This window comes from Acinetobacter portensis, assembly GCF_023158935.1.
GTDB classification, from domain to species: domain Bacteria; phylum Pseudomonadota; class Gammaproteobacteria; order Pseudomonadales; family Moraxellaceae; genus Acinetobacter; species Acinetobacter faecalis.
The window spans coordinates 1,041,970-1,057,065 of record NZ_CP096120.1 but is presented as its reverse complement, the minus strand read 5'-3'; the positions used below and the strand labels follow the sequence as shown (position 1 = coordinate 1,057,065).

Below are 15,096 nucleotides of genomic sequence, written 5' to 3'. Positions count from 1 at the left end.
CTTTAATCTAAAAAAAGCAGTGAATATTCACTGCTTTATAATATGTCAGAAATTTAAGCCATTGCTTGAATTTGTTCAGACCATTTTTGCTTTTCATCATCTGAAATAAAAGACGCTTCAAATGAATTAATTGCCAATTGCTTAAGCTCATCTTTTGTTAAATCTAAGGCTTCAGTAATTGCAATAAAGTTATCATTCATATAGCCACCAAAATATGATGGATCATCTGAATTTACAGTAACATGCACGCCTTTTTGCAATAAACGACGAATATTATGTTTCGCCATATCATCTACAACGCAAAGCTTTAAATTACTTAATGGACAAACCGTTAAAGGCATTTTCTCTGCAATTAAACGTGCCATAAGTGTTTCGTCTTCTTCAGAACGAACACCGTGGTCAATTCGATTTACTTTTAATAAATCTAAAGCTTCCCATACATATTCTGCTGGGCCTTCTTCACCTGCATGTGCCACTACTAAAAAGCCTGCTTCACGCGCTTTAGCAAATACACGTTCAAACTTAGATGGTGGGTGTCCAACTTCACTCGAATCTAAGCCAACACCAATAATTTGATCTTTATAAGGTAATGCTTGTTCAAGTGTTTCAAATGCAGCTTCTTCGCTTAAATGGCGTAAGAAACACATGATTAAATGAGATGAAATTCCAAATTTTTCTTTTGCATCATCACAAGCGCGTTGTAAACCATTTATGACTGTTGAAAATGCAATTCCACGATCTGTATGTGTTTGCGGATCGAAGAACATTTCTGTATGCACAACTTTATCTTCTGCACATTTTTCAAAATATGCCCAAGCTAAATCATAAAAATCTTGTTCATGAATAAGTACATTTGCGCCCGCATAGTAAATATCTAAGAACGATTGTAAGTTGTGAAAATTGTACGCCTGTTTTACTTCTTCTACAGATTTATAAGGAATTTCCACCTCATTACGCTGCGCAATTGCAAACATAAGTTCTGGTTCAAATGTCCCTTCAATATGTACGTGCAACTCAGCTTTTGGCAATGCACGGATAAAATCTAATTGATTCATTTATATCCTCGAAAATAAAAAAGGGTGTAAACAAAGTTTACACCCTTTGCTTTACTTGGTGTAATTAGCCACCAAACAATGCAAATTTTAATACCCAAAGCGCAGCAACAATCCAAACCATATAAGGTACAGTTTTAGCTTTACCTGTAAATAGTTTAATTAATGCGTAGCTAATAAAGCCCATTGCAATACCATCTGCAATTGAATATGAAAATGGCATGAAAATAATGGTTAAAAATGCTGGAACTGCTTCTGTGATGTCTTCCCAATCAATATTGGTAATACCTTGAATCATCAACACACCAACAAATAATAATGCCGGAGCAGTTGCAAAACCTGGTACAGATTGAGCCAATGGTGCTAAGAATAAACACAGAATAAATAAAATACCCACAACAACAGCAGTTAAGCCTGTACGACCACCTGCTGCAACACCTGCTGAAGATTCAATATAAGGCGTAGTTGAAGATGTACCCAACGCAGCGCCCGCAACAATTGCAGATGAATCGGCAAATAAAGCTTTTTTCAAGCGTGGTAATTTACCATCTTTCAGTAAACCTGCGCGGTGTGAAACACCAACTAATGTACCTGTTGAGTCAAATAAATCGACCAAGAAAAATACAAAAATAACGCCAATTAAACTTGCAGTAAATAAACCTTCAAAGTTCATCTGCATAAGCGTTGGTGCTAAAGAAGGAATTTCACCAACAACGCCTTTAAACTCGTTGTAGCCCAAAACTGTTGCTATACCTGTAATTGCCAAAATACTAATGACAATTGCACCACGAACTTTAAAATGGTGCATAACAACAATTAAAAGGAAACCTAAAAGTGCAAGTAATACAGATGGCTGTTTTAAATCACCTAAACCTACTAGCGTTGCAGGATTATCTACAATAATACCGGCATTTTTTAGTGCAACTAATGCAAGGAATAAACCAATACCACCACCAATAGCAAACTTCAGAGACATTGGAATTGCATTCACAATGGCTTCACGAATTTTGAACATACTAATAGCAATAAAAACAATACCCGATACAAAAACTGCTGCTAAAGCCGTTTGCCAAGGCACGCCCATACCCAAACAAACTGAATAGGTAAAGTAAGCGTTAAGCCCCATACCAGGTGCAAGAGCGATAGGATAATTTGCAATTATGCCCATTACTACGCAGCCAATTGCAGCTGCAAGACATGTTGCAACAAAGACAGCCCCATGATCCATCCCTGTTGCGGATAAAATCATTGGATTGACAATAATGATATAACTCATTGCTAAGAATGTCGTTATACCTGCTAGAACTTCTGTACGAAAAGTCGTTTTGTTTTCGCTGAGCTTAAACAAGCGCTCTAGCACACTCACTGAAGACGGATTAGGAGTCGTCATGACCTAGCCCCTGTTAATAAACTTAATGCCAAGATTTTTTAAATATACTAAAAAGGTATATTCCTAAAAAACTTGTTGCAATGGTTATGCCAAATTTAAAAAATGAGGTCTTCAATTAATTTGGCAACAAAAATAACCAAATGAATCTATTAAATAAGTAAACAAAAAAGCTGCATAAATAATATGCAGCCCTGTCTATTTACTTGAAATTAAATATATAATTTAAAAAAATATTTAATTAAACCTTCCAATTTTGTAATTATATCACATTGATTTTTTAAAGTTTCTAAATTTTTCATTTTCAAGCATTGTTTAGTTAAGAAAAATTTAAATCTATTTGTTACTCAAACTATCAGTATAAAAACTATTTATTTTTAGGTGCATAATAATTTTTATTTTGCTCTGTTTCACCCATTGAACTTCTAGCATCCTCTATAAGCAATTTTAATTCTTTATGCTGCTTTTCTTTCATATCTTGATGGACAATAAATCCAAGTATTAGAACAACAATAAAAGTTACTCCCGCAATCATTTTGAACACTTTAAGCCTCAATAAATTTAGTTTTTTTTATTTAAATATTTAGCAAATATTAACACTATATCTTTTAATTAAGTCACTAACTCGCTTTTTTATGTATTTTTAAGCATAAGGAAAAAATTATACCAACCTTTTGAAGGTATATAAATATTTCAAATAAAACAATTGGATATATTTAAATAAACACCTCAACACCTCAACACCTAAGTGTATTTAGTAAATTATTATTTTAAAAGATAAATACCAATAAAACAGTGAAATAAAAAAGCCGATGTAATAACATCGGCTTTTCCTAAATCACCTATTTAAATAAGTGACATAGTTATCAATACTTAAACAGAAGCAAGTACTGCATTTAATGTTGCGCTTGGACGCATAACAGCATTTACTTTTTCTTGATCTACAGCATAGTAACCACCGATATCAGCAGCTTTACCTTGAACAGCAGCTAACTCAGCAACGATTTTATCTTCGTTTTCAGCAAGTGCTTTTGCTAATGGAGCAAACTGTGCTTTCAGCTCAGCATTTTCGTCTTGCTCAACAAGCGCTTCAGCCCAGAATTTAGCAAGGTAGAAATGGCTACCACGGTTATCAAGCTCACCCGTACGACGTGATGGAGACTTGTCGTTATCAAGTAATTTACCAGTTGCTTGGTCTAAAGTTTTAGCAAGCAATTTAATGCTTGGATTATTTTCTTTAATACCCATTTCTTCAAGTGACACAGCTAGAGCCATGAACTCACCTAAAGAATCCCAACGTAAATGGTTTTCTTCTACAAGTTGTTGTACGTGCTTAGGTGCCGAACCGCCTGCGCCAGTTTCGTACATACCACCACCAGCCATTAAAGGCACGATAGAAAGCATTTTCGCAGAAGTACCCAATTCCATAATTGGGAACAAATCTGTTAAGTAGTCACGTAAAATGTTACCAGTAACAGAAATTGTGTCTAGACCACGCGCAACACGCTCAAGTGTGTAACGCATTGCACGTACTTGAGACATAATTTGGATGTCTAAACCGTCAGTGTCATGATCTTTCAAGTATTTTTCAACTTTCTTGATCAATTCATTTTCGTGTGGACGGTACGGGTCAAGCCAGAAGATTGCCGGCATGCCAGAGTTACGCGCGCGTGTTACCGCAAGTTTCACCCAGTCACGGATCGGTGCGTCTTTCACCTGACACATACGCCAGATATCGCCTTCTTCCACATTTTGTGACATCAACACTTCGCCAGTTTCAAGATCAACGATGTTCGCAACACCATCTTCTGAAATTTCGAAAGTTTTGTCATGTGAACCGTATTCTTCAGCTTTTTGCGCCATCAAACCAACGTTAGGTACAGTACCCATAGTTTTTGGATCGAAGTTGCCATTCCACTTGCAGAAATTGATCATTTCTTGGTAAATACGAGCGAATGTAGATTCAGGCATTACAGCTTTACAGTCGTAAGGTTTGCCATCAGCACCCCACATTTTACCACCACCACGGATCATTGCAGGCATAGAAGCATCTACAATTACGTCGTTTGGTGAATGGAAGTTTGTGATACCTTTTGCAGAATCAACCATTGCTAAAGCAGGACGGTGTTCTTGGCAAGCGTGTAAATCTGCAATGATTTCTTCACGTACAGATGTCGGTAAAGATTCGATCTTTTCATAAAGACCAGCCATACCGTTATTTACGTTTACGCCTAGCTCTTCGAATAATTTACCGTGCTTTTCAAAAGCTTCTTTGTAGTAAATTTTCACACAGTGACCGAATACGATCGGGTGTGAAACTTTCATCATTGTTGCTTTAACGTGTAAAGAGAACAAAATGCCCGCTTCACGACAATCTTCAAGTTCTTTTTCATAGAAATCGCAAAGCGCTTTCTTGCTCATGAACATTGAATCGATAATTTCACCGTCTTTAAGCGCAACTTTTGGCTTGAGAACAATTGTTTGACCAGACTTAGTCACTAATTCCATTTTCACGTCACGAGCGCGGTCTAAAGTCATAGACTTTTCACCGTGATAGAAGTCACCTTCGCTCATATGTGAAACGTGAGTTTGTGACCACTGCTTCCACTCGCTCATAGAGTGTGGATGTTTTTTAACGTAGTTTTTAACTGCAGCAGGTGCACGACGGTCAGAGTTACCTTCACGTAAAACTGGATTTACAGCAGAACCTAAACATTTGCTATAACGAGCTTTAATCGCTTTTTCTTCTTCAGTTGTAGGATTTTCTGGGTAATCAGGAATCGCATAACCTTTAGATTGAAGCTCTTTAATACATGCTGTTAATTGGCCAACAGACGCACTAATGTTAGGAAGCTTGATAATATTCGTATCTGGATCTTGAGTAAGACGACCCAACTCTGCAAGAGTATCAGGAACTTTTTGTTCGTCTTTTAAATAATCTGCAAATTCTGCGAGTACACGTACAGCTACAGAAATGTCACTTTTAACAATTTCTACGCCAGCTGGCTTAGTAAAGGTCTCAATGATCGGCAGTAGTGAGTAAGTTGCCAATAATGGCGCCTCGTCGGTCAGTGTATAAATGATTTTTGACTTTCCACCAGCCATATATAGCCCCTTGCGATAGATTAAGTTTTTTAGAACTGAGCTTTTGACTCAGTTTCTGCGAACCGGTTTGCTTGAATAAAACATAAAGAGTATCGATGCTCAAAGCTTATCCCTCAATGAAATATCATTTCATATTGTGATGTCGCTTAACATTTGTTCACACCTATACTATTTTCTTGTGCCACTATTCTACTTGATATTTGCTGTTTTTCGAAGTGCAAAATGTTAGGTATTCTCAAATGTGATGACACTATAATTCAATTTATTTTTCAAATAAGTCATTAATTAAATTAAGAATATAATAAAATAACCTATAAAACACATATCTAAATTAGTACACAATATGAACAATTCAAACACCATTTTTTATAATCCTAAAGTCAATATAGACTAAAGTTATTGAATTACTTTCATAGCAAACACCATTCACCAACTAAATGACAGTATAAACTTTAAACATATTTGTATTTTAATAGAAAAAATGTCTTAAATTGACTGCTTTTTTATGATTAAAAGCATCTGCTTTTGTCGTAATTTTTAATCATTTATTGGGAATTTATAATAGGATTATTGAAGATTCATTACCTCAATAATTAATCTAACTTCCTTTAATTATAAAAACTTTACCATGAACGATTTACTTTAGTTCAAACAATAAAAAAAGGTTTTAAGCTGTTTTTGCTTAAAACCTTTTTCTATTTCTATCTCTAAATTTTGGTAGGTATATCCAGACTCGAACTGGAGACCTCTACGATGTCAACGTAGCGCTCTAACCAACTGAGCTATACACCTAAATTGGCTGAAATCATAGTCATTTAAAAATTTTAAGACAAGCCTTTTTTATATTGAGCCAACATAGCAGAACAACTATTAATCAATTTTAATAGTATTTGAATATCTTTTTCATCTTTATTAGCGCCATAAACATACTTTTGATATGAATTTATAAGCTCACAAATCAAAGCTTGTTCATGTTCATTTAGCTCTAAGGCTGAAGAAACGCAAATCAGCCAACTCGCGACAGATTCATAAGGCTTTTTCTGAAGATGAATAGGTAACTGTTTCGACAATCGATTTAAAGTCAATTGCACCTTATCTCTACATTTAAAAGTTAAATAATATATCCAAGAAAAATATGCGCTAACAATCAATAAAATGCCAAAAATTAAAACTAAAATTGCAGTATAAGTATTACTAAAACCTAAACGATCAAACCACTTTTTCTGGCTTTGAACATCATAACCAACAACTTTACTTTGCCATTGATAAGTTAAGTAATCACTCCAAATTCGAGCTTTATTTAAAAAATTGAATTGCTGATATTTCCAGCTGGTATGACTACCACCAAAAACTTGCTGATTATTCGCAATCAAATTCTGCATGCCACGATCTACACGTTCAGGTGCGATTATTGCGGTAGGATCATAACGAATCCATTCCTGACCGATAAGCACCTCCGTCCATGCATGTGCATCTAATTGACGAACCTCCCAACTTTCACTATCTGGTGCCAACTGCCCACCTTGATACCCAACAACGATACGAGCAGGAATACCCACGTAACGCATAAGCATGACAAAGCTAGAAGCATAATGTTCACAAAAACCCTGTTTAGATTTAAATAAAAACTCATCAATTCTATTTTGTCCTAATAAACCAGGACTTAATGTATAAGTAAAATTATTTTCTTTAAACCATTTAAGTAAATTTTGAATATACAGCTCAGGATTTCTATTACTTTTCACAAATAAATTTTGCGCAAATTGCTGTGCTTGCAAGTCAAATTGAGTTGGAGCTCGAGTATTACTACTTTGAACCCAATTAGGCACAACATTAACATTTAAATTAAATTGGGCTTTGCCAATCCATTGCATTTTTACAGGTTGAATTCGTCCATTTGGTCGAATTGGAACAACACTCCAATCTGTTCTTAATACATATTTTTCTTGAATAGGAACAGATTTTTCTAAAGACATCACCCATTTTGTTCGAACATCAGCTGCTAAATATTCATACTCAAAATTTTGACTACTTTTTTCAAAATGAGCGTTCAGTGATGGTTGCTGATTAGCAAAATTACTTGTCCATTGTTGCCCATCATATTGATCAAGAACCAGTCCTCTCCAATATAAATCAGACTGATTAGGCAATTTTTTCATATCGCCAATTATTCGAAAAGCCAATTCAGAAGATTGCGATAGCTCAGCAATGTCCCCTGGAGACATTGTCTCACTAATTCCTGTTATACCTTTATTTTGGTCTGGAATTGGAATGTGCCAAAGCGGCGGTAATCTTGGAAAAAACAAAAAGAGTAAAATAAAAAATGGGAGTGCAAAAACAATAAACTTTCCAACATGCCGTGCATCCTGAAATATACTTATTTTAGATATTTGATGATTCGAAAACTCACTTGTTTGTAGGCGATACAATCCAACCAAACAACTCAATAAACACGATATAACCAGTAATGCCATCCATAAAGATTGGCTATATAAAAAGCTACTTGCACTTACAAATAATGCAAAATTCAAAAGAATAATCACATCACGTTTAGCCTTAATTTCCATTGCTTTAGCAAATAGAAACGTAGCTAGAACAGCAACGCCAGCTTCAATACCAATAAAAGTTTTATAAGAAAAGAAAATAGCTGCTAAAGAGACTATAACAAACAAAAATGTAATTACTTTCGATATACGTTTTTCTTGTTTAGCTAATTTAAAATACAAAATAATAATTACAACTGCGAATAATGCACTAACGGCAAATGGTAAAAATATACTTTGCGTAATGAGGATAATACCAAGCGTTAATATAATTGAATTATTAATTAATCTATTCATTGTCATTACGCCTGTGCTAACAGAAGTTTCGCTTGATATAGCTGTTTTTCACCTAAACCCAGTTCAAGTTCTGCACGTGGTAATACCAAATTATAAGCATGTTGTAATTGCTCACATTGTTCGACCAATCCCATCATTAAACTTAAACGCTCTTCATGTGAATTTGCAGGCATATTTTCATAAACAATATTCACGTGATGTTGATCTTCATATTGTTCAAATATTTTAATATATAAGCCATGACCACGTGCTGCTTGCTTCCATGAAACTGCATGTAGAGACTCACCTGTTTGATATTCTCTCAACTCTCTAAACTCATCTACATCTTGAGAAAAGTTTTGCTGCACAAACTTGTTATCTGTTTGAAACTCTTTGGCTCTTGGTGCAATCCATACACAATTTTGAAGATATAAATACGTCCACGCTCGAACTAGCCCAAATGGATAAACTGAATAAATTTGAATATTAGGCAATTCAAATTTTCCACGTTCTTCTGCATAGAAATTTAATGTGATTTTTTCTTTTAAATTTTGGATTAAAATTTTCTCTAAATGATGTTCTGTTTTAATCCAAAGATACCGTGTTTGCGGTAGTTTTTGCTCAAAATATAATGTGAGTTCTACCGAATTTCCAACCTGCCCAATTTCAGATATTGCAGATGTAATTTCTAAACCATGAAGCTGTTTAAAAGTTAAATAAAAGCTAATACATAAAATAGAACTTATTAAAAAGCAAAAACCTAAAATAAGATTATTCGCGTAATTTACACCTGCAATAAATGTGATAAATATTAGAACAAGAAACAAATAACCTTGCTGATAAATAAATATCAAAATATCTTTTTGGGTCAGTTGCTTAAATTGTTCAAATTTAAATCTTTTATTTACCCAACTCTGCCAATATTTCTTCAGCATATACAATTAACTCGCACCTACTTGCTTCATTAAATGTAAAGCTTCTGATTCTGAAAGCCCCAATCGATGTGAAGTAACAGCGCTAAATACAGCTTGAATATCATCCGAGGTCACAAAATTACGTTGCATAATAAGCGCATGCGCTTGTGCCGCTTTCTTTAAAGCTAAAGCACCGCGTGTAGACAATCCGTGATGTCCTTTTCGTGACTCTTCAACTAAATCTAGTAAATATTCCAAAGCCGTATCAGATACAAAAATATCTTTAACAATATTTTGTAATTCAAGCACTTCTGATTCTAAAAACACATGATTTAAAGTAGAAATTAACGATTGTCTTGAATTTTGCTGTAATAATTGTTTTTCTGCTTGTCTTGATGGATATCCCAAAGATAAACGCATTAAAAAACGATCTAACTGAGATTCTGGTAAAGCGTATGTACCACTTTGAAATAATGGATTTTGCGTTGCCATAACCCAAAATGGTTTTGGTAGTTCGTGGCGTATACCATCTATAGTGACATAGCCCTCTTCCATCGCTTCAAGTAAAGCACTTTGCGTTTTAGGACTACAACGGTTAATTTCATCTGCAAGTAAAATTTGGGTGAAAATTGGACCTTGTTTAAACTCGAATTGATGTTCTTTTTGATTAAACATATTTACGCCAATCACATCGCTTGCAAGCATGTCATTGGTAAATTGAATACGTTGAAATTGAAGTCCTGCAAGTTTTGCTAATGCGCTAGATAATGTTGTTTTACCCAAACCAGGCAGATCTTCAAACAACACATGCCCACCTGCAAGTAAGCAACACAGTGCAAGCTTTGTTTGCTGTTCTTTATCTAAAATAATGCGATTAATTTGCGTTAAAAATTCAGTAATTTTTGGAGTGTATTTTTCGATTGATGCATCCAAATTATGCTCACTTTGGTATGAAGCTTCTTCGTTTGCCTTTTTCATTCCCCAAATCACCTACATTCCCCAAATAAAATCAGTTTTAAATAACATACACTGTTTTAGATTTTTTCCAAAGAATTCAATACTCTCTAAAGTGTTATTTTTAAGGTGGTTATGCGACTTTATCCTCAATTTTTACAGTTTCAGACTTAAGATCTGGCTCATGTTTTTGTTGTGCTTCTAACTCACAAAAAATTTGGGGCAATTCAGGCTTTAGATTATGAACAATACATAAATAACGACCATAAAAAAGCGCCCCTTAGGACGCTTTTTTATTAATCAAATATTAACAAGGGCATTTCTTCATATCGCCACCTGCTGTTGGATAACGTGCATCCACGCAATAACGATAAAAAGTTTTAGCATCCATAGCTTCCAAATCTGGATGATGTTTTGCCATATGTTCCAAATAATTTTGGTAATCAGGCACACCCACCATCAAGCGAAAACTTTGCTGTAAACGCTGCCAAAGTGTTGCAATTCGAGACCAATTCTTAGGATTAAGAATAAGCTCCTTCTGCGACATAATGGTCATTTTGATGATTTTATAAATCACCGTTTTACCACTTTTAGCAAATTTAAGGTTCATACGAAATCCTCATTAATGTGCAGATTTTGATGGCTCAATTTTAGCAGGATCAACGTAAATTGCTTCCGCTTCATTCACAGTTGGTGTTGGCGAAGCCAATGCACGGCGCACCACACGAATTGCAGCAAACAACATCACAAAAGCAACAATCATAAAGAATGCACATAACGCTGCATTAATTTGGTTAGACATAATGATTGTTTGCATTTCTTCAATTGATTTCGCAGGTTTTAAAATTTCACCACGTGCAATTGCGTCCTTGAAACGGTCTGCTTGTGCCAAGAAACCAATTTTTGGATTTTCGTGGAAAATCTTTTGCCAACCAGCAGTCATCGATGTAATGAACAAGAAAATAGTTGGAACGATTGTCACCCAAACATATTTCTCTTTCTTCATCTTGAATAGAATAACCGTACCTAGCATCAATGCCATTGCTGCAAGAATTTGGTTACCAATACCGAATAACGGCCATAAGCTGTTAATACCGCCTAATGGATCGACTACGCCTTGGTATACGAAGAAGCCCCATCCTGAAACTGCGACAGCAGTACCAATTAAGTTACCTACAAAATTCTTAGAGTTTTTAACCGCAGGAACAACAATACCAACTGTATCTTGAACCATGAAACGGCAAGCACGTGTACCCGCATCTACCGCAGTTAAAATAAATAATGCTTCGAATAGAATTGCGAAGTGGTACCAAAATGCCATCATTTCACGACTGTTGAAAATTTCAGTAATAATATGAGCCATACCAATTGCAAATGTTGGCGCACCACCTGTACGAGATAAAATTGAGCTTTCACCCACTTCTTGTGCAAGTAATGTTAATGCTTCAGGTGTAATGACAAAACCTAAATTACGTACCGCTTCCGCAGCCGACTCTACAGATGTACCAATAACTGCCGCAGGCGAGTTAATTGCAAAATAAACACCAGGATCTAGTACTGTTGCACAAACCATCGCCATAATTGCAACGAATGATTCCATCAACATCCCGCCATAACCAATCATGCGAATATCAGTTTCTTTATTCACAAGTTTTGGTGTTGTACCCGATGACACAAGTGCGTGGAAACCTGAAATTGCACCACAGGCAATGGTAATAAATAAGAATGGGAACATTGAACCTGCAAATACAGGACCTGTACCATCAACGAATTGTGTGATTGCTGGCATTTTCATTTCAGGCATTGCAAATACAATACCAATTGCCAAACCTGCAATTACACCAATTTTTAAGAATGTAGATAAGTAATCACGCGGTGCTAAAAGCAACCAAACAGGTAAAACTGATGCAATGAAACCATATGCAATCAAACACCAAGTTAATTCAGTACCTGTTAATGTGAATAACGGCCCCCAATATGGATGTTGAGCAATGCTTTCACCATAGATAATCCCTGCCATCATCAGTACAAAACCAATAATCGACACTTCTGCAATTTTACCCGGTCGGATAAATCGCATGTAAACACCCATGAACAACGCAATTGGAATAGTTGCTGCAATACTGAATACACCCCATGGACTGTTTGTTAATGCTTTAACAACAACCAGTGCCAATACTGCAAGAATAATGATCATTACGCCAAGCGCACCAAGCATTACAATTACACCAGCAAATGAACCAAGCTCTTGCTTCGCCATTTCGCCTAAAGAGCGTCCATCTCTACGTGTAGAAATGAAAAGTACTAAAAAGTCTTGTACCGCACCTGCAAGTACAACACCTACTAAAAGCCAAATGGTACCTGGTAAGTAACCCATTTGTGCAGCAAGAATTGGACCTACAAGCGGACCTGCACCTGCAATTGCAGCAAAGTGATGTCCGAACAAAACGCCTTTATTGGTTGGAACATAATCCAAGCCATCTGCTAAACGATGCGCAGGTGTTAAACGTCGCTCATTCAGCTCAAAGACTTTATTGGCAATAAATAAACTATAGAAACGATATGCAATGCTGTATACACAGACGGCTGCAAGAATGAGCCATACCGCATTCACATGCTCTCCACGACTTACCGCAAGTATCCCGAAGGATATTGCGCCCAATATGGCAACAAGCAGCCATATAATTTTAGAAGTTGTTGTCAACTTTGGTTGAACTGATTCCATTTAAATCCCTCATATATGTATGTTCTAAATCAGCTTAATTATTTTTTTTGAGGTACAGCTGTTTCATCCTGAACAACTTTACTCCTCACATCCTTCTTTTAATCTAAGACTTTGGCATAAAAAAAGGGATGATTAAGATCATCCCTTTCGATAATAGTATATTTCTACACCATTATGCACGCTCTAAATAGTCACCTGTACGAGTGTCTACACGAACGCTTTCTTCTTGCTGAACAAACAATGGAACACGTACAACTGCACCTGTTTCAAGCTTAGCTGGCTTACCACCACCACCTGAAGTATCGCCACGTACACCTGGATCTGTTTCAACAATTTTCAATACAACAAAGTTAGGTGCTGTAACGTTCAAAGGAACGCCATTGAACAACATAATTGTGCATTTTTCATTTGAATCGTCTTTTAACCATTTAGCAGCATCGCTCATCGCTGTTTTATCAGCAGCAATCTGTTCAAATGAAACGGGATCCATGAAGTTCCACATTTCGCCATCGTTGTACAAGTATTCCATTTCTACTTCTACGATGTCTGCAGCTTCTAAGTTTTCACCTGATTTAAAAGTTTTTTCTAAAACTTTACCGCTGCGAAGGTTACGCAATTTTACGCGGTTGAATGCTTGACCTTTACCAGGCTTAACATATTCATTTTCCATGATTGAACATGGGTTACCATCAAGCATAACCTTAAGGCCTGACTTGAAATCATTCGTAGAATAATAGGCCATGACTGGCACTCCAAACTTACTAACTATAATCTTTAGCGCTACGGGCTGTACGAATCATTTAGCAAGCTAACTCGCACACTTATGCCACATGCACATTTATGTGATGTGACGTATTCTAAATGACCAATACACTTTGTCGCAATGAAAAATTCTTGAATATCGAACTTAAGCTGATTAACTTATACACATACATCAATTCTTCTTATTTATAGCATTGCTAAAAAGAGGTAAAATTCACTAAATTTGAATTTCAAATTTTATTCAATCTCCTTCTTTATCCTTTTATGATTTTTATTTTTTCAATCTATACGTAATTCGTATCTACCTACTCGTTTGAATCTAAGATCAATTTATATTTTTAAGCATAAACATGACAAATTATTTATATCAAGAGCAAAATTGGCAATCTCAAATGAGTGATCTTATTACTCAGCCTAAAGAACTGTTAGACCTACTCGACTTATCATCTGACCAATTATTGTCTGGCGCACTTTTAGCATCTGAAACATTTAAGCTTCGTGTTCCTCGTGCGTTTGCTGAAAAAATTGAAAAAGGTAATTCACTCGATCCCTTACTCTTACAAGTTTTACCTCATCATTTAGAACTTGAAGATCACGAAGGTTTTATTACAGACCCTTTAGGTGAAGAAGAAGCGAATCAACAACCAGGCGTTTTACATAAGTATAAGTCACGCTTTTTACTTACACTTACAGGTGCTTGTGCTGTTCATTGTCGATATTGTTTTAGACGTCATTTCCCATATCAAGAAAATTTACCTAAAAATGATGATTGGATAAATATTGCAAATTACATTGAATCTAAACCCGAAATTAATGAAGTGATTTTAAGTGGTGGTGACCCACTTACAATTTCAAATAGAAAACTTCAATTGTGGATTGAGCGTTTAGAATCAATTAAACAACTAAAATACGTGAGAATTCATTCACGTGTTCCAGTCGTCATTCCTAGCAGAGTTGATGATGAGTTTATTTCTATCTTAAAAAACAGTAGGCTACGAATTATTCTAGTGATACACTCGAATCATGCTCTAGAATTAGACGAATATACATGTTCAAAATTAAATGGACTTGTGGAAAATAAAATCACGTTATTAAATCAAGCTGTGTTGTTAAAAGGGGTCAATGATTCAGCGAACATTTTAGCAAATTTAAGTTATAAATTATTTGATATTGGGGTAATGCCATACTATTTACATGTATTGGATAAAGTGAAAGGTGCTCATCATTTCGATTTAGAACCAGACACAATCAATCAAATTTATACAGAATTACTTGCTACTTTACCCGGCTATCTAGTACCAAAGCTTGTACGAGAAATTGCTGGGGAGAAAAATAAAACACCACTTTTGGGAACGGAAACTTTTTGAGTTAAATGAAT

11 protein-coding genes and 1 tRNA gene are annotated in these 15,096 nt (G+C 35.5%); 1 reads left to right on the top strand and 11 read right to left on the bottom strand.

Translation table 11 applies throughout. The features are described 5' to 3' along the window. Positions 1-53 precede the first annotated feature (53 nt). The 11 genes from MZO21_RS05290 to efp form a co-directional block, all read right to left on the bottom strand. Positions 54-1,055: an adenosine deaminase gene (locus MZO21_RS05290; RefSeq protein WP_248101823.1), complete on the bottom strand. Its 1,002-nt coding sequence runs from the start codon at positions 1,053-1,055 to the stop codon at positions 54-56. Between the two features lie 64 nt (positions 1,056-1,119). After that, positions 1,120-2,442, bottom strand: coding sequence for an NCS2 family permease (locus tag MZO21_RS05285; RefSeq protein WP_154773219.1), 1,323 nt, complete (start codon positions 2,440-2,442; stop codon positions 1,120-1,122). Positions 2,443-2,806: 364 nt separating this feature from the next. Next, positions 2,807-2,974 (bottom strand): hypothetical protein, encoded by a 168-nt coding sequence (locus MZO21_RS05280; protein ID WP_154773218.1) that lies wholly within the window; start codon positions 2,972-2,974, stop codon positions 2,807-2,809. A 338-nt stretch (positions 2,975-3,312) separates the two neighbouring features. Continuing rightward, the gene (locus MZO21_RS05275) at positions 3,313-5,544 is read right to left on the bottom strand and encodes an NADP-dependent isocitrate dehydrogenase (RefSeq protein WP_248101826.1); all 2,232 of its coding nucleotides are present in this window, start codon (positions 5,542-5,544) and stop codon (positions 3,313-3,315) included. 715 nt (positions 5,545-6,259) lie between these two features. Next, positions 6,260-6,336: transfer RNA gene (locus MZO21_RS05270), tRNA-Val, on the bottom strand. Between the two features lie 32 nt (positions 6,337-6,368). Further along, complete coding sequence (locus tag MZO21_RS05265; protein WP_248101829.1) at positions 6,369-8,384, bottom strand: transglutaminaseTgpA domain-containing protein; 2,016 nt, start codon at positions 8,382-8,384, stop codon at positions 6,369-6,371. Between the two features lie 5 nt (positions 8,385-8,389). Beyond that, the gene (locus MZO21_RS05260; protein ID WP_248101880.1) at positions 8,390-9,295 is read right to left on the bottom strand and encodes a DUF58 domain-containing protein; all 906 of its coding nucleotides are present in this window, start codon (positions 9,293-9,295) and stop codon (positions 8,390-8,392) included. 9 nt (positions 9,296-9,304) lie between these two features. Continuing rightward, complete coding sequence (locus MZO21_RS05255) at positions 9,305-10,267, bottom strand: AAA family ATPase (protein WP_407060869.1); 963 nt, start codon at positions 10,265-10,267, stop codon at positions 9,305-9,307. A 271-nt stretch (positions 10,268-10,538) separates the two neighbouring features. Further along, on the bottom strand, positions 10,539-10,841 hold the full coding sequence (locus tag MZO21_RS05250; protein WP_154773214.1) for a YbdD/YjiX family protein: 303 nt from the start codon (positions 10,839-10,841) through the stop codon (positions 10,539-10,541). A gap of 12 nt (positions 10,842-10,853) precedes the next feature. Continuing rightward, positions 10,854-12,956, bottom strand: a complete 2,103-nt coding sequence (locus tag MZO21_RS05245) for a carbon starvation CstA family protein (protein ID WP_248101832.1) — start codon at positions 12,954-12,956, stop codon at positions 10,854-10,856. Positions 12,957-13,128: 172 nt separating this feature from the next. Then, positions 13,129-13,698, bottom strand: coding sequence for an elongation factor P (gene efp, locus MZO21_RS05240; protein ID WP_120402416.1), 570 nt, complete (start codon positions 13,696-13,698; stop codon positions 13,129-13,131). 370 nt (positions 13,699-14,068) lie between these two features. Here efp and epmB point away from each other — a divergent pair, with 370 nt between their 5' ends. Further along, positions 14,069-15,085 carry an EF-P beta-lysylation protein EpmB gene (gene epmB, locus MZO21_RS05235; protein WP_154773212.1) on the top strand — a complete coding sequence of 339 codons (1,017 nt, stop codon included), beginning with the start codon at positions 14,069-14,071 and terminating at the stop codon, positions 15,083-15,085. Positions 15,086-15,096 lie beyond the last annotated feature (11 nt).

What these genes read in the sequence shown, in the direction of transcription:
- MZO21_RS05290 (WP_248101823.1), bottom strand. Translation starts at nt 1,055, where the DNA reads ATGAATCAATTAGATTTTATCCGTGCATTGCCAAAAGCTGAGTTGCAC.
- MZO21_RS05285 (WP_154773219.1), bottom strand. Translation starts at nt 2,442, where the DNA reads ATGACGACTCCTAATCCGTCTTCAGTGAGTGTGCTAGAGCGCTTGTTT.
- MZO21_RS05280 (WP_154773218.1), bottom strand. Translation starts at nt 2,974, where the DNA reads ATGATTGCGGGAGTAACTTTTATTGTTGTTCTAATACTTGGATTTATT.
- MZO21_RS05275 (WP_248101826.1), bottom strand. Translation starts at nt 5,544, where the DNA reads ATGGCTGGTGGAAAGTCAAAAATCATTTATACACTGACCGACGAGGCG.
- MZO21_RS05265 (WP_248101829.1), bottom strand. Translation starts at nt 8,384, where the DNA reads ATGAATAGATTAATTAATAATTCAATTATATTAACGCTTGGTATTATC.
- MZO21_RS05250 (WP_154773214.1), bottom strand. Translation starts at nt 10,841, where the DNA reads ATGAACCTTAAATTTGCTAAAAGTGGTAAAACGGTGATTTATAAAATC.
- MZO21_RS05245 (WP_248101832.1), bottom strand. Translation starts at nt 12,956, where the DNA reads ATGGAATCAGTTCAACCAAAGTTGACAACAACTTCTAAAATTATATGG.
- efp (WP_120402416.1), bottom strand. Translation starts at nt 13,698, where the DNA reads ATGGCCTATTATTCTACGAATGATTTCAAGTCAGGCCTTAAGGTTATG.
- epmB (WP_154773212.1), top strand. Translation starts at nt 14,069, where the DNA reads ATGACAAATTATTTATATCAAGAGCAAAATTGGCAATCTCAAATGAGT.